The 26,117-nt window shown below is 42.7% G+C and carries 20 protein-coding genes; 7 read left to right on the forward strand and 13 right to left on the reverse strand.

What is annotated here, in order from left to right:
* Positions 1-40: 40 nt before the first annotated feature.
* The gene (locus FW759_RS06705; protein ID WP_443530038.1) at positions 41-970 is read right to left on the reverse strand and encodes a DUF808 domain-containing protein; all 930 of its coding nucleotides are present in this window, start codon (positions 968-970) and stop codon (positions 41-43) included.
* A 422-nt stretch (positions 971-1,392) separates the two neighbouring features.
* Here FW759_RS06705 and FW759_RS06710 point away from each other — a divergent pair, with 422 nt between their 5' ends.
* The 5 genes from FW759_RS06710 to FW759_RS06730 all read left to right on the forward strand — a co-directional run bounded on the left by FW759_RS06710 (position 1,393) and on the right by FW759_RS06730 (position 7,297).
* Positions 1,393-2,247 (forward strand): DsbC family protein, encoded by an 855-nt coding sequence (locus tag FW759_RS06710; protein ID WP_062843723.1) that lies wholly within the window; start codon positions 1,393-1,395, stop codon positions 2,245-2,247.
* A gap of 274 nt (positions 2,248-2,521) precedes the next feature.
* Positions 2,522-3,880, forward strand: coding sequence for a homoserine dehydrogenase (locus FW759_RS06715; RefSeq protein WP_443571660.1), 1,359 nt, complete (start codon positions 2,522-2,524; stop codon positions 3,878-3,880).
* A gap of 130 nt (positions 3,881-4,010) precedes the next feature.
* Positions 4,011-5,192, forward strand: coding sequence for a thiolase family protein (locus FW759_RS06720; RefSeq protein ID WP_443571659.1), 1,182 nt, complete (start codon positions 4,011-4,013; stop codon positions 5,190-5,192).
* A 437-nt stretch (positions 5,193-5,629) separates the two neighbouring features.
* Positions 5,630-6,478 carry a DUF2382 domain-containing protein gene (locus tag FW759_RS06725; RefSeq protein ID WP_446442517.1) on the forward strand — a complete coding sequence of 283 codons (849 nt, stop codon included), beginning with the start codon at positions 5,630-5,632 and terminating at the stop codon, positions 6,476-6,478.
* A gap of 225 nt (positions 6,479-6,703) precedes the next feature.
* Entirely contained in the window at positions 6,704-7,297 is a 594-nt protein-coding gene (locus FW759_RS06730) for a YsnF/AvaK domain-containing protein (RefSeq protein ID WP_446442518.1), read from the forward strand.
* 84 nt (positions 7,298-7,381) lie between these two features.
* Here the strand turns inward: FW759_RS06730 and FW759_RS06735 are convergent, their stop codons facing one another.
* A complete protein-coding gene (locus FW759_RS06735; protein WP_443571657.1) occupies positions 7,382-7,927 on the reverse strand; it encodes a hypothetical protein in 546 nt (181 codons plus the stop codon).
* Positions 7,928-8,200: 273 nt separating this feature from the next.
* A complete protein-coding gene (gene secA / locus FW759_RS06740) occupies positions 8,201-10,981 on the reverse strand; it encodes a preprotein translocase subunit SecA (protein WP_443571656.1) in 2,781 nt (926 codons plus the stop codon).
* Between the two features lie 567 nt (positions 10,982-11,548).
* Between secA and mutS the strand changes: the two genes are divergently transcribed.
* Positions 11,549-14,695, forward strand: coding sequence for a DNA mismatch repair protein MutS (gene mutS, locus FW759_RS06745; RefSeq protein WP_446442519.1), 3,147 nt, complete (start codon positions 11,549-11,551; stop codon positions 14,693-14,695).
* A gap of 205 nt (positions 14,696-14,900) precedes the next feature.
* Positions 14,901-15,224 (forward strand): ferredoxin FdxA, encoded by a 324-nt coding sequence (fdxA, locus tag FW759_RS06750; protein ID WP_057758216.1) that lies wholly within the window; start codon positions 14,901-14,903, stop codon positions 15,222-15,224.
* 99 nt (positions 15,225-15,323) lie between these two features.
* On the opposite strand, the gene FW759_RS06755 is transcribed toward fdxA, so the two are convergent.
* From FW759_RS06755 to FW759_RS06800, 10 genes are all read right to left on the reverse strand, one after another.
* Positions 15,324-15,794, reverse strand: coding sequence for a pilin (locus FW759_RS06755; RefSeq protein ID WP_446442520.1), 471 nt, complete (start codon positions 15,792-15,794; stop codon positions 15,324-15,326).
* Positions 15,795-15,970: 176 nt separating this feature from the next.
* Positions 15,971-16,471, reverse strand: coding sequence for a pilin (locus tag FW759_RS06760; protein ID WP_443571653.1), 501 nt, complete (start codon positions 16,469-16,471; stop codon positions 15,971-15,973).
* 309 nt (positions 16,472-16,780) lie between these two features.
* Positions 16,781-17,263 (reverse strand): type IV pilin protein, encoded by a 483-nt coding sequence (locus tag FW759_RS06765; RefSeq protein WP_443571652.1) that lies wholly within the window; start codon positions 17,261-17,263, stop codon positions 16,781-16,783.
* The gene (locus FW759_RS06770) at positions 17,263-17,811 is read right to left on the reverse strand and encodes a type IV pilin protein (protein WP_446442521.1); all 549 of its coding nucleotides are present in this window, start codon (positions 17,809-17,811) and stop codon (positions 17,263-17,265) included. The genes FW759_RS06765 and FW759_RS06770 overlap by 1 nt, the downstream gene beginning before the upstream one ends.
* Positions 17,812-17,823: 12 nt before the next feature.
* Positions 17,824-21,948, reverse strand: coding sequence for a pilus assembly protein PilY (locus FW759_RS06775; RefSeq protein ID WP_446442522.1), 4,125 nt, complete (start codon positions 21,946-21,948; stop codon positions 17,824-17,826).
* Between the two features lie 41 nt (positions 21,949-21,989).
* Complete coding sequence (locus FW759_RS06780; protein ID WP_446442523.1) at positions 21,990-22,853, reverse strand: pilus assembly protein PilX; 864 nt, start codon at positions 22,851-22,853, stop codon at positions 21,990-21,992.
* A gap of 21 nt (positions 22,854-22,874) precedes the next feature.
* Entirely contained in the window at positions 22,875-23,843 is a 969-nt protein-coding gene (locus FW759_RS06785) for a PilW family protein (protein ID WP_446442524.1), read from the reverse strand.
* Positions 23,843-24,409 carry a type IV pilus modification protein PilV gene (gene pilV / locus FW759_RS06790; protein WP_446442525.1) on the reverse strand — a complete coding sequence of 189 codons (567 nt, stop codon included), beginning with the start codon at positions 24,407-24,409 and terminating at the stop codon, positions 23,843-23,845. The genes FW759_RS06785 and pilV overlap by 1 nt, the downstream gene beginning before the upstream one ends.
* Positions 24,406-24,915, reverse strand: coding sequence for a pilus assembly FimT family protein (locus FW759_RS06795; protein ID WP_443571646.1), 510 nt, complete (start codon positions 24,913-24,915; stop codon positions 24,406-24,408). The genes pilV and FW759_RS06795 overlap by 4 nt, the downstream gene beginning before the upstream one ends.
* Positions 24,916-25,256: 341 nt before the next feature.
* Positions 25,257-26,096, reverse strand: coding sequence for a ComF family protein (locus FW759_RS06800; RefSeq protein WP_446442526.1), 840 nt, complete (start codon positions 26,094-26,096; stop codon positions 25,257-25,259).
* Between the last annotated feature and the right edge of the window lie 21 nt (positions 26,097-26,117).

Here is a 26,117-nt window from a genome sequence, read left to right on the forward strand (position 1 = left end):
CAACTTTGGGGCTTTTTATTATAAGGTCGTGTGATTATGATTAATGGGCCGACGAGGCATGATCATCTTTACCACGCATCTTACCAATGACCGTCAAAATAGCGACAACTATTGCACCAATGATAAAACCAATAACCCCATTTAAAATGGCGGCGGTCAAGCTTTCAAAAATACCCGTCAGATGAGCGATGTCTTCTACTCCATGATGCAAGAAGCTAATACCGTGTACTAAGATGCCTCCTCCGACTAGGAACATCGCTAAGGTACCAGCGATGGACAAAAATTTCATCAATTTGGGCGCAGCAGCAAACATCAGCTTACCCAGTTTTTGCTTGAAGCTACTTTCTTGCTCCATCAGATGCAAACCTGCATCATCTATTTTGACAATACCAGCCACTAGGCCATAGATACCAATAGTGATACCTATCGCTAAAATAGACAAGGCTAAGCTTCTCTCTAGCAAAGTGGCGCTCACCATTGAGCCTAGTGCAATGACGATAATCTCAGCGGATAAAATAAAGTCTGTCCGTATCGCGCCTTTGATTTTTTCTTTTTCAAAAGCGACCAAATCTACCGTCTCATCAGCATTGGCTTTTCGGCGTGCGTTTTGGTCTTCATCATGTGGCAATGCATGTGGCCAAAATCGATGAATGATTTTTTCTGCCCCTTCATATACCAAAAATAGGCCGCCACACATCAATAAGAAGGTAATTAAAGGGGGATAGACAGCACTGATCAATAGCGCTGCGGGTACTAAAATGAGTTTGTTAACCAGTGAGCCTTTGGCTACTGCCCAAATCACGGGTAACTCACGATTGGCTTTGACACCAGAGACTTGCTCAGCATTCAGTGCCAAATCGTCACCCAGTACACCAGCGGTTTTTTTGGCAGCGACTTTTGTCATGACAGAAACGTCATCCAATATCACACTGATATCATCAAGTAAGGTTAGTAGACTGGCACCTGCCATATGTATGTGCTCCTTAGCGCAATTTTTAGAATAAAATAAATTGACAGCTTGCAAATATCAAAAATAAAAGGGTTTTTATACAAATTTGCAAACATGTCTTATTAGCAGTAGCCTACATAGACGAGTAACAATATGACATAGTATAAATGTATCTTATTTTGCAATTTTCGTTCGTCGCCATCCTCAGCAATCTCCTCGTTATCTACTTAAGCGTCCTAATCGCTGTTGGCTATTATTTATCATAAATATGGTAATATAGATGATATTGTCACCTATCTTTTATTATCAATAAGTTATAAAAACATTTTTATAGTTGGTTTTTAATCCTTCATTGATACGCATGACTATTTACAATTTATCGCTCTTTTTAGAGCGCATTTATGATTAGACATACTTAAACATAGTGTCTATAGGAAACCCATATGCCCTCTCCTCTTAGCAAAAATCTCGTTGCCGCTGATCGTTTTTCTCGAACCACTCTATCTCGTTTTATGATGAGTGCTTTATTGGTCATTGTTGCCGCTGGCTGCTCAAACAATGCGGCAGACGCGACCAGCAATAGCAGTGTGGTCAATGCAGCAACAACCAAAGTCAGTTCTGCTAAAGTAGCCGCGGATAATGATCCAGCCGTGGTAGAAGCCTTACAAACAAATTTGACGGCATCTGGTATCGAAGAGCGTATTGTGTCCGCTGTACCGACCGATATGGATGGGATTTATTGGGTAACGGCGGAAGGTCTACCGTCTTTCTTTACCGATAAGTCTGGCAAGCACATTATTCAAGGTCAAATCATTGCTGTTGGCGAAGCTCAGCCAGTAGATATCAGTGCAGCCTTGACTGCTAAGACTGCACAGGAAGCGCTAAAAGCGGTTGATAAAAAAGAGATGATTATTTATCCGGCGAAAGGCGAAACCAAATCTGTTATTTATGCCTTTACCGATGCTGACTGTGGTTATTGCCGTAAGCTGCATGAAGAGATGGACGATATCAATGCACGCGGTATCGAAGTGCGTTATTTGGCATGGCCACGTAGCCAAGAGTCGGTGCCAAAAATGGAAGCGATTTGGTGTAGTCAAGATCGTAATGCGGCCATGAACCAAGCAAAAATGGGTGCCGATGTACAAGCACCTAGCTGTGCCAATCCAGTTCAAGAGCATATGGCATTGGGTGCAAGATTGGGTGTGCGCGGTACACCAGCTGTCTTTACAGAAACTGGAGAGCAAGTGGGCGGCTATCTACCTGCGGCCCAACTGGCAGAAGCAGTAGGCGCTAATTAATGGATAATGATTGGATACTTTTTGTTATCCATTCACTAAGCGACATTGTGTAGACGTCACTCCTGCTTGTCGGTATGATACGATGAAGTACGATGTAAAATCAGCACGCTTTTGTTTGAATATCTTTTATTCAACGATTTTCTATTCAACGATAATGGAGCATAGGTAAACACTGCGACCGTCAACACACGTGCAAATCGTATATACCCAAAGTGGGTTTGACGCTGTCACAGTTTTAGAAGTGCACCATTATATCTAACCTTCTGAGGATACTGTGAGTAACTCCATCAAACTAGCGATACTTGGTCTGGGCACCGTCGGAACAGGCGTAATCCATCTCATTAATGACAACTTAGACGAGCTAAAGCGCCGTTGTGGCCGCGATATTATTATTACCGAAGTAGGTACCCGTCGCCAGCGTGATGATATCGATGCCAATATTATGCAAAACAGCGACTTGATGGCAATTGCAGCAAGCGATAACGTTGACATCGTTATTGAAGTGATTGGCGGGACTACCTTAGCAAAAGACGTCATTATGCAAGCCATCCGACATAGCAAGCATGTGGTTACGGCAAACAAGGCGCTATTGGCAGAACACGGCAATGAGATTTTTGCGTACGCTGAAGCAAACAACGTCCACGTCGCTTATGAAGCAGCAGTCGCAGGTGGCATTCCTATTATTAAAGTGATGCGTGAAGCATTGGCTGCCAACAAAATTGATTGGCTGGCTGGTATCATCAACGGTACTGGCAACTTTATCATGACTGAAATGCGTGACAAAGGTCGCCCATTTGCAGACGTATTGGTCGAAGCACAAGAACTGGGTTATGCTGAGGCAGATCCAACGTTTGATGTTGAAGGTATTGATGCTGCGCATAAATTGGCACTTCTTGCCTCTATAGCCTTTGGTGTCCCATTACAGTTTGATAGTGTTTACTGTGAAGGAATTACAGGCATCACTTTACAAGATGTCAGCTATGCTGAAGAGCTGGGTTACCGTATCAAGCACTTAGGTTTTGCTGTGCGCCGTGATGGCAATGGCGATTCAGAGGCTGCTGGTATCGAGTTACGAGTTCATCCAACACTAATTCCACAAGATGCGTTGCTTGCCAATGTCAATGGTGTAAAAAATGCGGTGTTGGTCAACTCACACCCGCTAGGTCAGACATTGTATTGTGGTGATGGCGCGGGCGCAGGTGCAACCGCTTCTGCTGTTATGGCTGACGTGATGGATTTGGTTCGCGTTTTAGGCAGCAAAGACAATAGCAACCAAAGCAACAGTGATCAAAAAAACCATGGTCATCATGTGCCGCATTTGGCGTTTATACCTGAGCAGCTGTCAGATACACCAATACTGCGTTCAGAACAAATGATCACGGGTTATTATTTGCGTGTACATGCTTATGACAGCCCTGGCGTACTGGCCGATATCACTCGCATCCTAAGCGATGCTGGTATTAATATTGATGCGATTCTACAAAAGCCTGCGCACAAAGTCGGTCAAGTACCTGTGATTATTTTGACCTTACCTGTGGTAGAAAGCCAGATGAATCTGGCCATCGAAAAAATCGAAAAATTGGATACGATTACTGATAAAGTGGTACGTATTCGCTTAGATGAGCTGGCATAAGCCAGACTTTTAGCACTCTGTTTGTTAGCAAGCTAGGCAAACGCTTTCTAGTAACCAGACGTTGATTTATCAGCACTTGCCTTTACTATAAGTAAAATACTTTCATTTAAATACGTAAAAAGGAATAACGATGTCAAATGATGCAATTGTAATTGTAAACGGCGCACGTACGCCAATGGGCGGCTTCCAAGGCTCATTAAAAGATATGAGCGCCACCGATCTTGGTGCTGCTGCTATCAAAGCGGCTGTCGAGCGTTCAGGCGTTAGTGTTGATACTATCGATGAAGTCATCATGGGCTGTATTTTGACCGCAGGTTTGGGTCAAGGCCCTGCACGTCAGGCCATGCGTAAAGCTGGTCTGCCTGATGCCACTGGTGCTGTAACCATTAATAAGCTTTGTGGGTCTGGTCTAAAAGCCGTCATGCAAGCACACGATGGTATCAAAGCAGGTAGCTTCAATGTAGCAGTTGCTGGTGGTATGGAATCGATGACCAATGCGCCATATCTGATGCCAGGCGCGCGCGGTGGCTATCGTATGGGCCATCAAGAAGTCAAAGACCATATGTTCTTAGACGGTTTAGAAGATGCTGAAACGGGTAAGTTGATGGGTAAGTTTGCTCAAGAAATGGCCGATGAGAAAGGCTATACCCGTGAGCAGATGGATGCGTTTGCCATCGAATCACTCAATCGTGCGTTAACAGCCATCAAAGATAATCACTTCAAAGACGAGATTGAGCCAGTCACCTTTAGCACTCGTAAAGGCGAACAAACGATTGATACTGATGAGCAGCCTGCCCTTGCCAACGCTGAGCGTATTCCTACTTTGCGTCCAGCTTTTGCGAAAGATGGCACCATCACTGCCGCAAATGCAAGCTCTATCTCCGATGGTGGCGCAGCGGTCGTGCTAATGAAAGAATCTCAAGCAAAATCAGAAGGCCTTGATTATCAAGCGCGTATCATTGCTACTGCCTCAAATTCGCGCCACCCAGGCGAATTTACCATCGCCCCTATTGGTGCTATTGAAAAAGTTTTAGCGGGTGCAGGTTGGTCAGTGACTGATGTTGATCTGTGGGAGATTAATGAAGCGTTTGCTATGGTCACGATGGCAGCGATGGATGAACTAAACATTGAACACGCTAAAGTAAACGTCGAAGGCGGCGCTTGTGCGTTAGGTCATCCAGTCGGTTGTTCAGGTGCGCGTATCTTAGTCACGCTGATTAACTCTTTGAAGCGTACTGGCGGCAAAAAAGGCGTGGCGACTTTATGTATTGGTGGCGGTGAAGCAGTTGCGGTAGCTATCGAATTGCCATAAGCACAAACAACTTCACACCGTTGCAGTATAAAAACACATACTATTCTAGTTCTTATACTTCAATCGTGATTTTAAAAACCGCAGTGTAAAATTACACTGCAGTTTTTTTGTGTCTGCTATCTTTTTTTTACCACCAAACATTTCACTGTGTAAAATTGCGTTAACTTATACCCCTCGCTATGTTATAGCGCTTACAGCCTATTACACGCAATTACGGCAAGCCCACACTTTGCTACCTTGCTCATATATCTCATCCAAAATCTCAGTGTTACGATAATTACAAGTTGAGGTAACGGCTACCTAGTAGCGCTACTTTTACAGACATTGATTTAGATAGGATTTTATTTTTATAAAAAACTGTTTGATTAAGAAATCATTAAAATTTTAATATTTATACAATAACTATTATTTATAATTCATAAGAAAGGAAGACAATAATGAGCCAACTAATTCGTTTAAAAGATATTCAAGCCACTCATCGCGACCTTATCGGTGATGACTATTATGATCCAACAAGCAAAACTGCTTATGGTGTTAATGAAGAAAAAATCGGTAAAATTGAAGGTGCATTGGTAGAAGACACTACTGGTCGTATTCGTTATTTAATTGTTGATGCAGGCGGCTGGTTCAGCTCTAAGGAAGTACTAGTACCAGCAGGTTTGGCCCGTATTGTAGGAGATGATGTTTTCTTTGATAGCCTAACCAAATCACAAGTCGAGGCCATGGAAGTATACGATCACGACTACCAGTATAGCTATAAAGAGCAATACGAAAGAGATCGTCAAGCATTTACTGCTGATACTTTGCCAGAAGCTGACCGTATGGAAATTGCAGATCATAACTACGAAGCGCCAAATACACTGGAGCTGCTAGAGGAGCGTCTGACAGTTAATAAAGATCGTATCGTTGCAGGTTTAGTAAAAGTTGGTAAGCATGTGGTCACAGAAGAACGCAATATTGATGTCGAACTAGAAGAAGAACATGCTAATATCCAACGTACAAATGTAGATCGTCCAACTGATCGTCGCATTGGTGATATGGATATCAATGATACAGTTGAAGTAGAGCTAGAAGCTGAACGCGCTCGTGTCGGTAAAGATACTTATGTCGCTGAAGAAGTTAGCGTTGGAAAAACCTCTGAGCGTCATACTGAAACAATCGTAGAGACTATTCAGCGTGAAGAGCTAGACATTGACCGTGATGGTAACGTGGTTGACCGTGAAGGCAACATCGTAGACCGTGATGGCATTACTGCTGAAGACGTACGCCGTGCTCGTGGTATGTAATTGGCTCATGAGTCGTTTGTCTTATAGATAAAATATATAAGTAAATATATGAGACATGATGACTTAAATAAGCAGCTGAGTTGTTGACTCAGTTATTAAGACCAGAGCTTGTCTCTGGTCTTTTTTATGTTTTTTACTTCATGACTGCTGGTACTTATATCTCTACGGTAAGAAAATTCGTTTTGGCAAACATCTCATTTAATGGATAATAATAAGGAAATCACAATGACTACTGATAATTTCAATACCCCACCGCAAAATGAGTCATTAACGGCTCAAGATATCTTGAGAGAAGATCAAGTATTATCCAACCGAGAAAACGTCTCAAATAAAAGTGGACAAGTTGGTTATCTTGAACTATTAGAAGAGCGCCCTGTTGTCAACAAAGAACGCTTAGATGTCGGTAAAGTAACCGTCACTAAACACACACGTACCAAAACGATAGAAGTGCCGATTGAGCTGGTTGAAGAATATATCACTGTTCGTACTGAGTTTCAGGATGCTGAAAGCCAAGATTTACTTTCTGGCAACTATGATGAAAAGGATGTGTTGCGTCATGTGGAACCGTCACTAGATAGTAAGGCCGTTATTACTATCAATGACAAGCAGGTTGAGATTGGCGGCGCCCCTATCGAGATTGTGCTATCACGCCAAGTAGCCACCGTCACTAAAGAGACGTATGCCGTACAAGAAATCGATATTAGTAAAACGGTGCATACGCATACTGACACCATTCAAGTCACATTAAAACACGAAGAGCTTGATGTTAAAGAAGAAGGGTTTTTAGATCATGAAAATGATTCTACTTATAATAAATAATCTTTTAGTATTTTAACTATTCCATAAAAAAGCAACGTGAACGTTGCTTTTTTTATGAGTATCACATTGTGGTCTACTGTTTATTTATACTGCGCCTTCATCTGTTCTCTTACACTCATAAGTACTGACATTTTCAGCGTTCGCACCAGCTGTCCGCATCACACCTGTTTCACGATCTTGATGAGCAACACGCCATTGTACAAAACCTTCCCCACCGTCGATGGCATTTTCAACCCCAAATACTTCAGGATTGGTGGCGTCGTTGGTTTTAGTCAAGGTTGTAGTGCCATTTGCGGTAGCAATGACCACTTGATTATCCGTGTCTTTATAAGTCGCTTCAACCTGTAATTCAGGGGAACATGAATAATTAATCTGGCTCACACCAGTATTAACAGAAGCAGCGGTATCGTCTGCTACTTCATTGAGAGAGGGATCTTGAGTATCAACCACTACATCATTGGGTTCGGCAGGCTCTGCAGACATAGGTACTGATTGCTCAGCACTGATACTGTCTTCCAAACTTGGCTCTGTTTTTTGTTCCTTTTGACAAGCACTAATGGTCAATGCGCCAGCCAATAAACCTGTTAGTGCAACAGAAGTACGCCACTGTTTTAATAATTTTGCGTTCATAACACTCTCCCAAATAATATGTTAAACACTATAGCGCGTCCCTAAATGCACGCCTATGTTGAATTTGTAAGCAATCGCTAAAAACCATTCGTGATTTTAAAGCCGTGCTTTCTTATCTATTATCAACTGCTCGCTGATTTCAGTAAGTCACAAAAAAGCCCCTATCTCTTATTGATAAGGGCTTTTCATCATAGCGTAACCATTTTTGCTTAGCAATGTTTATACTGGTTTTGAAAACTTAACTGATCTCAAAAACTCAAGTAGCGATTGCTATTAAATTTTGCCATGGCACTGCTTATACTTAAGTCCTGAACCACAAGGGCACGGTGCGTTACGACTGATATTCATACCAGCATATGGATTTGCCTCATTCGCACCAGTGCCTCCCATCGCACCAGCGGCAGCTATACCGCTGCCCATGCTACGGTTTTGTGGCTGCGGTGCAGGGTTATTAGTGCCACTGTCTAAGTTATCAACTTCATCATGCTCAAACTGCATTTGCATATGAGCGGCGTTTTCGCGCTGCTGCACTTCTAACGCTTCTAGCTCTTCTTTAGTCGGAATGTGCACACGTGATAAATCTTGTACCGTTTCAGACTTAATAGCACCAAGCATCATTTGGAACAATTCAAACGATTCACGCTTGTATTCTTGCTCTGGGTTTTTTTGCGCATAACCGCGCAAATGAATCCCTTTACGCAACTGATCCATCTGAGTTAAATGCTCTTTCCAGTGCTTATCTAGGCTTTGTAGCATAAAGTGACGCTCAAGCTGCGCGGCATCTTTTTCACCCATTTGCTCACGGCGACCATGATAACGATCTAACGCAGTTTGAATAATTTTTTCGCGCAAACCTTCTTCATCCAGGCGGCGATCTTCATCCAACCAATCATTGATCGGCATGGTTATCTTGAACTCGTCTTCTAGCTCATCTTCTAGACCGTCCACGTTCCATTGGTCATCGACAGACCCTGGCGGAATAAACTGACTAATCATGGCATTATAGACGTCACGGTGCATCACGTTAATGGCTTCGAGCAAATCCATTTCTGCCAACAAATCATCGCGCTGACCATAGATGACTTTACGCTGCTCATTGGCCACATCATCATATTTGAGCAAGTTTTTACGAGCATCAAAATCGCGGCTCTCAACTTTACCTTGCGCGTTTTCAATCGATTTGGAAACCATTTTGTGCTCAATGGCTTCGTCTTCTTTTAGGCCCATCGCACGCATCATGTTGACCACGCGATCACCTGCGAAAATACGCATCAAGTCATCTTCAAGCGATAAGAAAAAGCGCGACATACCAGGGTCACCTTGACGACCAGCACGACCGCGTAGCTGGTTATCAATACGGCGTGATTCATGACGTTCTGAACCAATGATATGCAAACCACCCGCCGCGACCACTTGGTCATGTTTCACTTGCCACTGCGCTTTTAGGCGTTGCATCTCTTCTTTACTGACTGCATCAATGTCCTCGATAAAGGATTGCCAGTTACCACCCAAGATAATATCCGTACCACGACCCGCCATGTTGGTGGCGATCGTGACTGATTTTGGGCTACCTGCTTGAGCGATGATTTCTGCTTCACGCTCATGCTGTTTGGCGTTTAGGACGTTATGCTTGACGCCTTCTTGATCGAGCAAATAAGACAACTCTTCACTGGCTTCAATGGTCGCTGTACCAACCAAGACGGGCGCACCTTTGGCCTGAATGTCTTTAATTTCGCGAATGATACCTTTATATTTGCCTAACTTTGTTAAGAAAATTTGGTCATCCATATCAATACGAGCAATCGGCTCATGCGTTGGAATCACAATGACATCTAAGTCATAAGTCGATTTGAATTCAGCCGCTTCGGTATCAGCGGTACCTGTCATACCAGACAATTTGTCATACAGACGGAAATAATTCTGGAATGTCGTGGTTGCAAGCGTTTGGTTTTCCGCTTGAATCTCAACGTTTTCTTTGGCTTCGACCGCTTGATGTAACCCTTCTGACCAGCGACGACCTGGCATGGTACGACCTGTGTTTTCATCAACGATAATCACTTCGCCTTCATCAACGATGTAATGGACGTTTTTGACAAAAACATGATGAGCACGAATGGCGGCTTGTACGTGTGCCAATAGTGGCAGACGGCTTGGACTGTATAAACTTTCGTTTTCACCAAGCTCACCCACTTCGATTAAGAAGCGCTCGATTTTTTCGTAGCCTTTTTCACTGATTTCGATCTGGCGATTTTTTTCATCAATCCAGAAATCTTCTTCTTCATTATTCTTGTTGGCTTCTTCGTCTTTTGAGCGGATTAATAACGGAATAATCGTATTAATCAGCGCATACATACGTGATGAATCTTCAGCTTGACCCGAAATAATCAGTGGCGTACGTGCCTCATCAATTAAGATGGAGTCAATCTCATCAATGATACAAAAATTTAGCGGGCGCTGCTTTTTCTCAGCCAAACTAAAAACCATGTTGTCGCGTAGGTAGTCAAAACCGTATTCGTTGTTGGTACCATAAGTAATATCAGCTTGATAAGCATTGATTTTTTCTTGTGGCGGCTGTTGTGAATAGATCACGCCAACGGTCATGCCCAAAAAGCTGAACAACGGACGGTTTAACTCAGCATCACGCGCAGCCAAATAATCATTGACGGTGACCAGATGCACACCTTTACCACTGATGGCATTGAGGTACATGGCCAAGGTGCCCATTAGGGTTTTACCTTCACCGGTTTTCATCTCAGCGATTTTGCCTTCGTGCAAGGTGATACCACCAATTAGCTGCACATCATAATGGCGCATACCATTGATACGTAAAGAGGCTTCACGGCAAACTGCAAACGCCTCTGGCAATAACGCATCTAAGCTTTCACCATTTTGATGACGCGCCTTAAACTCTTCGGTTTTTTGCTGTAATTGCTCATCAGACAGGGCTTGTATGGTAGCCTCTTGGGCGTTGATCTTGCTGACCACTTTACGCATGCGCTTTAATTCGCGCTCGTTTTTGGTGCCAACGACACCGCCTATAATCTTTGATAACATAATTTTTTGACCTATGGAAATATTCGATAATTAGTGCGCATTAGCCAACGCTCGGCTTGCCGCCTTGTCATCATCTGACTAAGTACTACCTAATTAAGTATCGCCCAATTAAGTGTGACGTCATTATATATGGTTATGACGCTGATGGATACAAGGGCAGTAATCAGATATTTGGCGACGTAAAAATGCAGCGGGACGTGTTAAAATAGCCCTTACCTTATTAAATTCACTCACCTTTTCTATCGTAGGAAGCCTGCGTGATGTTTCATCCTCAATAGAGATTTTCATAGTATGTTAGTGAAGCTCTATTAATTGATGATTGATAACCCCGCATTATTGCGATTTATTTTTATTACCTGGTTAAATTGACCATTATCTATTCAACTTCAAACACCTCAACTATATAGTCGATCTGCTTTAAAAAAGTACAATTCTACTGATATAAACTTTGTGAAATATTTGTCAGGCACGCGAACCGCCAGTGAGAAAAATGTATTTCAGTAGAACACAATGACTGTATTTATAAAAATTCATTTAAAAACCATTTAATACTAAAAGAGATTTTGCATGACCGTTAAGCCATTGACTCCAAACCCTGCTTCCTCAAAAAAGGTCTCAAAAACTGCACCATCCGAATATGCGTTATCTAAGCAACCTACTGCTGACCAATCATCTTCTGAGCGATTGGTCATCGGTGATGCTACTTATCACTTAGCCGATCACACACCCATGATGGTGCAATACTTGACCATGAAAGCCAATTATCCCCAAGCACTACTGCTGTACCGAATGGGTGATTTTTATGAGTTGTTTTTTGATGATGCCAAACGTGCTGCGCAGATATTAGACATTACGTTGACCCGCCGTGGTACGGATAAAGCTGGCAATACCATTGCGATGGCAGGTGTACCTTTTCATGCGGCTGATAGTTATATGGCGCGCTTGATTGCCGCTGGGCAGACCGTTGTGGTTTGTGAGCAAATCGATGAATCGGCGAGTAATAGCGCCGATGACACTGATTCTTCCCTTCCTAATATAGGCAATAAGCAGAAAAAAGACAAAAGCAAATCGACAACAGGCAGTATCATGCGCCGTGAAGTCGTTAAAACGCTAACCGCAGGGACGATTACTGATGATGCGTTGATTGCACCCAATCATACCCCAACGGTGGTCGCCATTGACATTCTCATCCCACCTGCAAGAGCCAATACCAAACAGCCGTTGCAAGCGGCCATCAGTCAGATGGATTTGGCGGCTGGCACGCTGACCACACAAACGCTGCATGCTGCTAGTGACGACATTGACGGTCTGCAAACCCAGATGCTGACGGTGTTTGCGCGCTTTGCACCCAGTGAATGTATCATCAGTGAAAGCCTCAATGAGACTGTCGATGACAACTGGATGCTATGGTTACGTCAAAACCTTGATTGCCCTATCATAGAAGTGGCTGCCAATGACTTTCATCATGAGCATGCAAGCGACACCTTGTGTCAGCAGTTTGAGGTGCAACGTCTCGATGGTCTAGGTATTGGGGATAACCCACTTGCTCAATCTAGCTGCGCGGCACTTATTCATTATGCACGGCAAACTCAGCAGCGTCATGTACCACAAGTCAATCAGCTGATCGTTGAGCACAGCGATGATTACTTGATTATCGATGCCAATAGCCAACAAAACCTTGAGTTATTTACCCCTGTCAGTAGTAATGGCACCTCATTGATATCTGTACTCAATCATTGTCAAACGCCAATGGGACGACGTCTACTCGTACAGCAAATGAAACGTCCGCTACGGCAGCATGACCGCATCAACCTACGTTTGGACGCGATAGACAGCTTACTAAATTTAGATAATGCATTGGTCATGAGTTTACGAGAAACGCTGCATGCTATTGGTGATATAGAGCGTATCAGTAGTCGCATCGGTCTGATGAGTGCTAAGCCTCGCGACTTGCGCAAGCTTGCCGATGGTATTGCTAGTAGCGACCGTCTTACTCGTTTATTAATTAACTCTGGCATTAACCATGATAAGACGGGCTTATTATCAATGCTGATGCAGCACTTGCCTGCCAAGCTGCCAGCGATACAGTCTGTCGCTGACTTGATCGAGCGCGCCATTGTCATAGAGCCACCTGCGCATATTCGTGACGGTGGCATGATAGCGGCTGGTTTTGATGAAGAGTTTGATCGTTTGACCCATCTGCATGACAACATTCAAGTCACCTTAGATGACATGGTAGAGCGTGCGCGGCAAGATAATCAATTGCCCAGTCTAAAGGTTGGCTTTAACAAAGTCAGTGGCTTTTATTTTGAATTGCCAAAGATGCAAGCAAAAAACGCACCAGCGCATTTTATCCGTCGGCAAACGCTAAAAAGCAGCGAGCGTTTTATTACCGATGAGCTAAAAGACGTTGAGACAGAATATCTGAGTGCGCAAACCTTGGCACTGAGTCGGGAAAAGCAGTTATATCAAACTCTACTGACCACGCTTAGTGGTCACTTAGTAGAACTGCAACAGCTGAGTACCGCTATTGCCCAAATAGACGTACTAAGCAATTGGGCAAAATTGGCTGTCGATTATCAATGGCAGCGTCCGGTCATGAGTAATGACTCAAAAAATGAACATTTACACCAGCCGTCAAACCCCATTTCTAATAGCCTTTTTAACACCAACAATCAAACCAGTATCGCTATCAAACAAGGTCGTCACGTCGTTGTCGAAGCAGCTTTAAACCCTTTGAGTACAAATACCAAAAATGTCACGGCTCACGCTAGCAACCAGTTCGTTGCCAATGACTGTGTGCTGGGGCATGCTTCTGACAATGAAGAAACCGCACATCCCGAACGCTTGCTTATGATTACAGGGCCCAATATGGGCGGCAAATCGACCTATATGCGCCAAACGGCATTGATTGTCCTACTTGCGCATTGCGGCAGCTTTGTACCAGCCGCACAAGCGTATATCGGTGATATCGATCGTATCTTTACGCGTATTGGTTCGGCGGACGATCTGGCTGGGGGTAAATCTACCTTTATGGTAGAGATGATAGAAACCGCCAATATCCTCAATCAAGCAACCGCCAAGTCGCTGGTATTAATGGATGAAGTCGGACGCGGTACTGCCACTACTGATGGCTTGGCTATCGCTCATGCTTGTGTCAATCGCCTAGTAGAAATTGGTTGCCTGACATTATTTGCCACCCATTATTTTGAGCTGACACAATTGGCAGAGACGGGTGAAAATAAACAGGCCAATATTCGCAATGTGCATGTCGCTGCCAGCGAAATCGATGGTCAATTGCTACTGCTTCATCAAATCAAAGAAGGGGCTGCCAGCTCTAGCTTTGGGCTGCACGTCGCCAAAATGGCAGGTATTCCAGCTCAGGTATTAGAGGATGCTAAACGCTATTTGGCTGACAATTTAAGTATCGATCACTCACATCAGAATGCATTAAAGGCGGATAGCACAAAACCTCTTGATGACGAAAATGACTTAGTTAAGTCAGTAACGGATAAAAGCGGACAGGCTCATCGTAATGAAGCGGACATAGTAAATCTAAAGTCTATTGAACAAAATAAAGTGGTTATTGATATTTCAAAGCAAAATCAGCTATTTAGCTTACAAGATGAGCTGAGCGCGATTGATCCTGATAGCCTAACACCCAAGCAAGCGCATGACATACTGTATCATCTCAAAAAAATCATTAGTCATTAAAGGGAATTGTCAAATAGCAGTAAAGGCGCTAAAATACGCTTTATTTTTAACTATTCTATATAGCCCTTATAGTCGATTCAATTTAAAAGAAGTACAAGGCAACCAAGTGCAGATGTATATATAATACTTCAAGCGAGGTTAACGTAGTAGCTCTTTTAAAGGGGATTGATTATATAAGCCAATCCAATAACAGGTAGACCTTACTATGACCTTTGTCGTTACAGATAACTGCATTCTTTGCAAATACACCGACTGTGTAGAAGTCTGTCCTGTGGACTGCTTTTATGAAGGCCCAAACTTCCTCGTCATCGATCCTGATGAGTGTATCGATTGCGCGCTATGTGAGCCTGAATGTCCGGCCAATGCTATCTTCTCAGAAGATGAAGTACCAAAAGGGCAAGAGATGTTCACTCAGCTCAATGAAGAGCTGGCGCAAAAATGGCCAAATATCACAGAGATGAAGGGTCAAATGCCAGAAGCTGAAAAGTGGGATGGCGTGGAAGGTAAGATTCAGTATTTAGAGAAGTAGTTAACTTCTTCAAAATTGTTTAAAGCATTAATATAAATAAAACCACCCAACGGTAATATACGGTTGGGTGGTTTTTTTATGAATGTTACTTTTAGAAAGTTATTGGCAATCTTTTGGTAAATAGGATTTTGGAATTCCTGCAGATGGTCGACACTGCCATGAACCATCAGCAGCTCGGTCAAGACTAACACTTTGGTCTTGCAAGTAACTTAATCCTTGGATTTCGCAGACTACAGCATTTATTGTTATACCATTCATATTTGGAGCTGTAATACTAAACTCACAATATTCACTTGTTGAAGGAATATTTAACCCATCAGGACTAAAACTTGTCACTCCTGCCCCTTCATTTAGCAATGTCTGATAAGGTAAACGAAATAAGTTAATTTCTTGATAGATTGTGATGATGTTCGCTTGTCTGAGCTGTGTCTGATAACTGAATACCCCTATCGCCGATAAAATACCGATGATAGCGATGGTGATCATTAATTCAATCAGGGTATAGCCGGATTGCGCAGACAACCTGCAATGTAGATGAGAATTTTGGACAGCGGGCTGGCGTGATTTCATAGCATTATAGTCAATTGGGAATCTATAGACTATGGTGCAGAGAGTGTGCCAGTTAGGTTTACTATGATGTTTTGATTTATTTTAAACGTAAAAAAAGACCAAACAGGCTGTTTGGTCTTTTTTTGAGGATATACCTTCTAAATAGTAGGCTGGGCGTCAGCCAAGTCTCTATTTGCTTAGATTGCTTCACAAGTTTTAGGACGTACTTTTGGATCTAGGTCAGAAGTACAAGCCCAATTCCCATTACCCTCATTATATGTGAATACCACTTTTTTACCAGCTACTAAAGAACTTACACCGGCTGCATTATATGTTGCTGTTAAAATACAAGTATTGGTATTAGCTGCTGGTACAGAAGCTGTTCCTTTACTTGCTGCAACACTCGCAATAAATTTCCCACTTGTAGTTATTCCATTAAGTGCTCCCGCTGGTACAGTAACAACATTAGGTGCCGTACCAGTAGTAGTTGCTGCCGCATCACTACATGCGTTAATTCCATTAGAAGAAACACTTTCAACTACTGGTGTTTTTAAACCACCTAATAAAGTCATAGCTTCAGATACTTGTGCACGAGCAGTATAGTTCTGATACTGAGGGATAGCAATCGCAGCCAAGATACCGATAATGGCAACAACGATCATTAGTTCGATTAAGGTAAAACCTTTTTGAGCGTTCATAGACATGTCCTTTTGGATAATATGGCACTAGAGTTATTATCTAACTGCCAGCTATAAATATAATGTTTCTCTTGTTATAGATGTTGCAGTTACTATGCCAAATTATAATAATTGTCTATTTTTTATAAAAATCCTTGGTAAAGTCTAATAATTGATAGTCCAAAAGCTTGTTTACTTCCTTACTACTTACAATATCTTACCTAAGTTACTGTTTGCTTACTTAAAATTGTCAGTAGACACACACTTTGGTATTAATTAACTATATATCATGACATTTTTTGTCAATGATTGTTATTTTAACCCTTTTTGTCACTTATTCCATTCATCACCACTGCCACATTTCTTATCAGCATTCTCACCCCGACATTTAATACCTTGATGGTTTAGGGTTAGCGTGCCATCGCTTTTCATTTGTGTATTTGATTTTGGTTTGGCGGTGATTATCCATTTAGCAGTTAGTGTATTATTAGGTGGGGTCGGAGTGATTGGATTAATAGTGACATCATATAGCTGAGTTCCCTGCCTTGGATAAGCGATAGCAAAATCTGTTTTTACACTTGCACTGATATTACTATAGCTACCTTGTGCTAATTTTCGGCTTTCGATTTGACTGGCAATGTTCTGCATCTCACTCATCATATCTGTACGCTTGGTCTTGATGACATATCGTTGATAACTTGGATAAGCGATGGCAGCTAGAATACCGATAATAGCCACGACGATCATCATCTCTATAAGAGTGAAACCCTGCTGTTTATTTAATGCTTTAGGCATTCTAATAAATACCGACATTACCAGCTCTCCCCTGAAGTACCACAGTTAGTAGAAGCAATCGTAACTGTCCTGTCTTTGCTTTTGCATTGTACACCTGTACTGCTCGTCATAAAGACGGATGCGTTTGATGTCTTAAGCGACGCACTTGGTTGAGCCAAGATACGCCACGAGCTACCTGCCGTCGAGTAGCCAGTATCCGCAGGAGCCAGAGTATTGCCTGTCGTGCCATCTACTAACGTTATTAGATAGCTGTAGTTGGTACTATCACTACCTTTTGGGACGTAAATAGTTTTATTGTCCGTCGCATCATAGCTATAAGTGGCTTTCCCATCAGCAGCCAATTTTTTTGGTCTAAAGCCCTTATAAGTCAACGCACTAGCGCGCCAGCGGTTAAGCTCTATCTCGAGCTGCTGTATCCTCGCTTGCGCTTGTGACTCAGCATTGCGTACCAAAAACTGACGATAAGATGGCACCGCGATGGCGGCTAAGATTCCCACTATTATAACGACGACCATCAGCTCAATAAGCGTAAAGCCAGTCTGATGCTTCAATATTTTTATCTTCATATGGCTACTCTATCAGTCTGCTTCGTACCACGTTTTTGGCTGTAAAATAAAACGATCATTGAATATCAGATCAGGAGCACTACCGCTTCCCAAAATCAGATCCGCAGCTGTTAGTGATTGATTCAAACCATTAGGCTTAGTGACGGCGTTAAATAGGCCTTTGTCAGTATCAGAACCAAAGTTAACTCGATCAGACGCGCGTTCAGTCAAGGTTCTAGTTCCGATGAGCAAGCGCTGATTGGAAAGCGTCGAGCTACGTGGCCCTAGCGTTAGCTCTTGGATACCTTTACCAGCTCTAACAAACCCGCCCGTACCATTACTAGAGGCTTCATCTAGACAGATACCATAAGGTAGACAGTATAGCTGACGCTCCGACCCACCGGTAATTCTGGCAGAGCAAGAATCTACTGTACCGTAGTTCATGTCTGGATTATAAACAGTGGTATATAAAAAGCTGTCAACCACTGCAGATTTGCCCACACCTTTGGTATATCTGACATTCCCGTATCCATCAAATCGAGTTAAAGGATAATACCAACCTTGTTTGGCGCTGCTTTGCAACGTACTAATGGCAGTACTTTTTTGAGCCTGTGTATAGCTTGCCGCACTTGGCAGCTCCATCAAATTGCTCGCGGCTGTACTGTTCGCCGTCAGATTGACTATTTTCTGACCGTTTACATTGCCCACAGTAGTAAAGTTATTGGCATAAAATATATTGTCAGGCTTGGTCACATCACTGTCTATAATGCCGTACAATCTATCAGCTTTACTGAGATCACGTATTTTTGACAAAGGCGAGCTACGATCACCAGAGATTACATTTACAAGCGCGAATAAGCCACTAGTAGGATTACGATAAAAACTCACCACAGGACGCTCATAAAAGCGATGATTAAATCTGGTATCAGCGCCCGTGTAAGCCCCTTGGAGAACACGAGTTACTCTGGTATTACTAAAAGCAGATTCAGGTGACGACGTTCCCCCTGCTGTTGCTGCCGGTTTTACGAAGCCCGCATTGGTAAAGTCTGCACGGAATATCTGGCCTCCCAAGTCTGCAAAATAGATGTGATCCATAAAGCCATCATTATTACGATCCAAAGTTGTTACACCAGCGACGATACTATTGGTCATCGTCGAGACTGTGGTTGAGGCGCTTCCAGAATTAGATGCACTAGAGGCTGACCATATCAGTGCGCCTGTTTTGGCATTGATGATATATATCGCATTACCCTTGGCTGCAGATAGGTTAGAACAAGTACCCAGTGCCGTGTCTGTCACACCAACTTGAAAGCCCTCATTTTCGTAACACATATCATAACCGCCACCGAATACCAATACATCAGTACCTGTATCAGTCGCACTGGTTTTTATTTTGGCTTTGGTAGGTTTTGACCAAATTTGTCCCATACGCGCAAACCCAGTGGTCGCAGGCGTAACAGTAAACATCATGCTAGGACTATCACTGTCATTTAGGTTTAAACCATAGAGGGCTTCACCGCCCATGCGTAGACCGCCATAGGCATAAAGACCTTTGTTGTCTGATGTATCGATATTGACTCGCTTATTGTCAAAGTCATATTTATAGTCAGCACTGACCAGCCAAGGCGCGTCAATACCAAAGTTTGGCGATCCTATGTCAGTTTTAGTTTCGCCTTTGATAAGAGCATCTGACTTACTGGTCTCGCTAAGCATCTCTTTAGGAATAATGACAAACTTTTCTTTGCCACCATCATTAGCACCAGAATCAGAGGCGTTAACCAAATGCAAACCACCCTCTGTTGAGCCGAATAACACATAATCGTTACGCGTCGCAGTGACTCGGCCATCATCGTCTAAGGTTGCTGAATACGATACCGACGCAGGCGTCGAATGTATCGTGGCACCGACCACTTTGATCGGTTGAGTGACATTAGCAGTAGTTAATGTCATGTCTTTGACATTGGTCGCTGGTAAATTACCAAATCCTAAGAAATTTAATAGCTTTCTTAAGGTGGTTTGATTGTATACAGCTGTATCATTAAAAGACGCATCGGTTAATACTGCATTATTGACCAATACCTTTCCTGCATTACTTACGCTGACCTTTTTTAATACAGGTGATTGGTCAGTTTTATTTTTCCAATCCTCTACATAAAGCGTCCTAATCGAGGTGATACCAGTAGCAGGTGTGTTTAACTGCGAATAAAAGCCACCAGACTCTACCTTATCATTGGCACCAGAGTAGTTAGTATCTGACCAAAGGTCTTGCGCCGCTGGATTTAGTTCACCTGCTACGTTTTTGAAGAGTTTATTATCCCCTTTACCAAAGAGCGTGCCTTCATTAAGGCGATATTTTTTCATATTGCCTTCCCAAATCACTGCATTGTCAGCGACTTTAGGCTGTATGGTTGGATAGTAAGCAACCGCAAGCTGACTGTCTGCACGGTAAGGATCATCTGGAATGATAATAGTGCCTGAAGGTGTAGAGGGCAATGTTTGGTTCAAATCACTAACGAAGGCGATAATACTATTAACGATATCATCTGTAGACTGAGCTGAATAGAAACCACCTTCGCCGTAACCTCCGACATTTGCTAAAGTAGGATGGGCTTTTTCTCCCCAGTTACAGGCATTTTTTGCATCTTTATTGGTGATATTTTCACAATTATAGAAATCACGATTGGCAGTTATGCCCGTTTTTGGATTGGTATAAGGTAAGTTAAGAATGACTCGATCTGCAGGATCTTTTTTTTCATCTGCTGCTTTATTAACATCAAATATGGAGCCAAAGCCAACCACTGCTGTATAAATTTCTCTGTCCGTACCTAACGGGTTTTTTGTCGGGTCACGTAAAGCTTTAGCAAAGGCCCCGACTTCGGGCATACCATTATCAGGCAGACTACCATTAGGCAACGTGATCGAAGGTATGTTAAAGGAGGAAGACCCTAGAGCAGCTCTCATTAATGGTAATGGCGCAGGAGAAGCATTTGGCTCACCATCCGTCAAGAAATATATTCCGCGTCCATCACAGCTAGAGGGAGATGATAGTGGACTAATATAATTAGAACCCGATTTTGAGTCTATGAAAGACTTAGCAAAGCCACTAAAACCCCAATCTTCTGCGCTTTGAGTTCTATTTTGTGATAAACAAGTACCACTAGTATAAGCGCCACAATCTGCAGAGGTATAACCTCTTGTATTCGTAATAGAACTAGCAAGATTGGTAGTATAATTTATGCAATTTGCACCTCTCCATGAAGTACACTTATAGTATCTACTACCACTAAAATTTACATATTCTTCTCTTGGATAGGTAATAGAAGTCAATGTATTTTTTCCTAACATATAAGCACCGACTTCTGCATAAGCGTTGGCGGTTGGTGTACCACCACCGCCACCTGCAGCCGCAACGACGTTTTTTATTTTTCGACGTTGAGCATCATTTAGTAAGTCTGCGGGAACCAATATCTTACCACTGCCACCATCAGCATTTTTGGCAGTGCCATCGTTATTAAGCTCTACTAGATTATTACTATCGCTTTGGGAAGAGAACTGCCCAATACCAATGGCTACTTTCCTAGGATCTAACTGAGTATTATCCATTAGTGCAAAAATAGCATCTTTAAGTCGAGTCAAGCGATCATAAATACGTACGTTATTTCTATAGTAGTAGGTATTATTATTAGAAACTACCGTACCGCTATAACTCGCACCTAGTGGAATACTAATTTTTGTAGCACAATCACTGAAACCGTAATTAACAGATCCAGAACCATCGCTACCACCACATTGATACCACTGGCCATCAGGGGCTAAACGATAGAAGTAACCTCTATTTATTTCACAGTAATCTTTTTTATATACAGGTACTGTATTCGAATTCTCAAAACCTTTAGTATAAGCTGTACCTGCAGGAAGGTCGCATGTAGTCGCATTATTTACCTGATTTAAGGTCATACTACCAGACGTATCCAGCATCATGGTAATCGTAGTCTTACCACCTTCAGCGGCCTTATAAATTTCTAGATCACCGATTTTTTTACCAGCCACATCTGCCTGTGCTCCCGGTATCGCCATCATTGATGCCACAACAACCAAATACTTGATGGACGATGCCTTCATATCAGTAGCTGCTAATGATTTGTCAAAATGTCTCATGACATCTGTCCTTATATGGGATAAGTATTACCAGTAAGATTTTAGGGAGTTGTTGGTGAGAGCACACATTTTGAGTCCAATGAGCCTCTACCAAATGGTGTACAAACTGTAGAAGAAGAGACATTCTCTACATCCGCTTGCTCGTATAATGTTTTACTGGGCGTACTGGCTGCCAATAGACACTCGCTCAATGATGTATTGCCAGTTGTCACATTCGACTTTATACTGGTTTTCTCAAAGCATTTGCTATTACCGACTTTGGGCTCATTATAGGCAGGCAGTGCAGAGGTTGCTCTGATGTCAAATTTGTATCTTTTACTGGTTCTGTCTTCTATTTCTTTACCAATGACAACATGGCCAAATCTTTCTGCATTGGGGTTCGGCGGTGTAGTAGTGACGCTCATCTGTGTCATGACCGTTTGTCTGGCACTGGTATAGCCATCTGCCGTGGTGTAATCACAAATACCGTTATTTAAACTATTAACAAGGCCACCCAAAGGCGCTTTTACAGTGGCATTTGCTGTTAGATATTTTTTGGTACGCGGGTTAAAGCAGTAGATAAACTCGTTGCCCGCATTATTATCATCTAACAAAAAATAACCGAATACGCCTGCTGCACTGGTTGCGTCTTTATATTCAGCAGAGGCAGGACTGCCATTTAACATCATTTCCAGCTTTTGATTGGCACTATCTGAGGATTGTAGTAAGACAGTATTGATCTGATCACTGGTTGCAATCTTAAGATCCGTATTACTTTGTCTGACTGCTATAACTCCTGCTAGCATGATTAGCACTAAAAATAGTAGCACCACTATCAGCGTTGCACCTTGCTCAGTACTCCGATATGCCGAGTTAATACTGATGTTTTTTTCGGTTGAGCATGCTGTGAGTTGGCGGCGAAGCATTTTTAGTCTCCCTACTAAAAGTTATAAGCGTGTACTGACACTTACTACACGGGCATTACGCAGTAACGTGGTCGTCTCATAGCTGGTACGCACCTGCTTTCTATTGCTAGTATCTGTCTTTAATACATTGTCCTGACCTAGTAAAGTAAACGTGGTTTGCTCTTGACTACCTAAAACAGGTGTCGTCCCATGGGCAATCAACCCCATCTTTATAGATACGATAGCAGGTTTATCAGTACCCATCGCTACATAAGCACTGCTTGGCAAATACATCGTTTGTCCGGCATTGGCACCTTTAGAATACTGTACGCCCAATAGCACTTTAAATTGATCAGCATTGACAATCAGCTCTTGACCTGCTTGCCCAAATGTATTTGAAACCGTCGCTCCTTGTGTCCCGCTTGCTTTAATGACACGTCCTGCATTACAAGCCAATACTAGGTTTTTGATCGCACCAGCACTGGTATCACCTGTTGCTTGACGTAAAAAATAACGCTCAATGATAGTCTCGTTTACTGCAGCCTCCGCCCCTTCACAGTCTCTTATGGTAGCGCCTGTAACATTAGTATATTGAATAGTGAGCTGATCACTTGGCACATCTTTTATATTCGATATACCTGTCCAGCCATTTGTACCAACCCCAGTCTCTCCTGCCCGCCTAGTCAAATACCCTGTATTGGTGTAAGACGCAATACCAAGATTAGCGCCAGTTAACACAATGCCAGCATTGGCTTTTGAGTCATCAATTTGAGTGTCGGGATTACCGAGATTCGCCATGCGCACTTTTTTCTCTAGCTGCTGCAAACCAAACACACTCGCATCCTGCAACTCACTGGCACTGGCCTGAATACTGCTTGTCTTAACGTTAATCAAGTAGACTTGAATGACAGCAGCAGACACAATCAAACCAAGCACCAAAGAAATCATAAGCTCTATGAGCGTAAAACCTGCTTGGACATTTCTGTGTTTATATGGTTGATTAGATAACATCAGTACGCCTCCATAATAAAACACTCTGCGCCATTCTTATAAGTGCCATTTGCATTGGCACAAGCGTCTGTTGCTGTATCGTTTAGAGCAACCGTCGTGTCACCCCAACTTGCGACAAAACACTGACGCTCTTGGTTACCAGATGTGCCCGGACAGCCGTTCGGCACCATACCCATGTTGATGTCGTTGTCAGCAGCATATGATCTCATAAGTAGCCCATCACGGGTCGCCAACTGATTAATCGTACAACTTGCGGCTTCAGTAGGAGCTGTACTAGTATTTTGTACACAGCTTTCTTTTGTAACGCTCTTGCCATCAATGGTGACTGTTTCTGTAGTTCCATTTAACGCCGCCTTAAACGCAGCAATACCAGTAGGATTGGTACGTATTGCTTCCGCGCCTCCTCTCATAATAGTCAAAGCACGAGTGCGCATGAGGCTCTCGTCTGTCGCTTTTATGGCCGTCATTTGCATGGCGCTAAACCCCAAAACAGCCACCGCAAGCAATAGCAATGCGACCATTACCTCTATGAGTCCTACGCCCGACTGTGTTGATCTCATTATCATAGGCAGCTCCCAGCATTTATCGTATCGACATTACCAATACGGCTCAGACTGACCTGCGTTGGTGTCTCATTTCTAGATCCTGTATCACAAACGATATATTCTACCGTTGCCCCACCCTTTATAGTTTTGTCAGGTTGAAAGACAATATCAGTAGTGCCGGAGGGCTTAATTGTTTGGTTAATGCTGCTTTGTTTATTAATATTATATGTTGCTATGTCTTTACTATTGGCTCGCAGCGTTAGTGTCTTAGGTGTAGCAGTGGCATTATATATAATTGTTACATTCTGACGGCGAATAACACTCTCAACCTTCGCTTCTTTTAACGCATTAGCCAGTGTAGCTGCAGTCGATTTCACGCGCTGATTGGCCAATTGGGTACTGATACTCGGCGCAGCAATACTGACAATGATGGCAAGCACAGCGATCGTTACCATCAGCTCAATCAGGGTAAATCCTGAGCTGGTCATTTGTTGCTTCAGTGGTAAGTTGTTCGCAGATGCGTTCACATCGTATTCCTATTGGTAGCTGCCATGGGCTTTTTATTATCAATATCTTTTTGTGAAGGATAGTAGTAATGCTATTTTTTGTAGGTCATTACTACTATATATCTAAAAGATACCTTGCAATATTTATTCCATAATATTCAAAAAATATCCTATAGAAATATAAGGAGTAGAATGAATAATACAGAAATTCTAGAATTTGCCATGCATATCTAAATGTTTAACCAATAGGCCAAAAAACTTGACGCCAATAGATAACAGATTGATATATTTAAATTTTATAATATAGCGTTTAGGTTATGCTTTAGCAACATAATAGTAGGTATGAAAAGTATAAGGTAATATTAAGATTGGCTACCATGGGCTAGAGCATAGGCACGAATATGATAGTAGTCTGTAGCATGCGATTCATCGATGGTTGAAGGCGTTATTTGGCTGTATATAGCGTGCCCTAATGCCTGCAAACTGGCCCCTGTGGTTGCCACATCATCGAACAATAACAGACGCTTAACAGAGGGTTTTTCGGTCAAAGCAAAAGCATTATCCAAATTGCTTAAGCGTTCAGCCCGTGTCAACCCTTGCTGACTGACCGTGCTGTCGATACGCTCTACACCTTGCCATATTGGTATTTGCCAGTGTTTAGACAATTGGGCCGCCAAAACAAGAACGGGGTCAAAGCCACGCTTGACCAATCGTTGCTCAGTCGTTGGCATAGCAACAATCACACTATTGTTTTTATGACAGCCATGAGGACGTGGTAGCTGGCGTAAGGTATGTAGCAACAATGGCAGCTTGGTCATATTCTCATGATATTTGAATAATCTGATCGCTTGCCGTATCGGGTAGTCGTAATATGTTGCGGCTTGAATCGGTAAGATAATGCCTGCAGCAATGTCGACATTAAAAGGTTTGGGTAACCAAGCAATACTATGATGACAGTGTTTGCAAAGCAGCCCGCTATTAAAACGTTGGCTGATTTGTTGGCGATATTTGGTAATCAAAGAAGGGCGAGTTGATAAAAATCGGGTAACCGTATCATCCCTATTTTCCACACTCTGTGATGGGTAAGCGTGTGCGAGCTGAGCTTGCGGTGTGCTGCGATAGATACGACAAAGCTGGCAGCGTATATCGAGATACTCTGCCAGCCATAATCCTGTTTGATAAGGGGCTAAATAACGCATCATTCACTCTACACGTTGATGCGA

Source organism: Psychrobacter sp. 1176_08, from assembly GCF_052850615.1.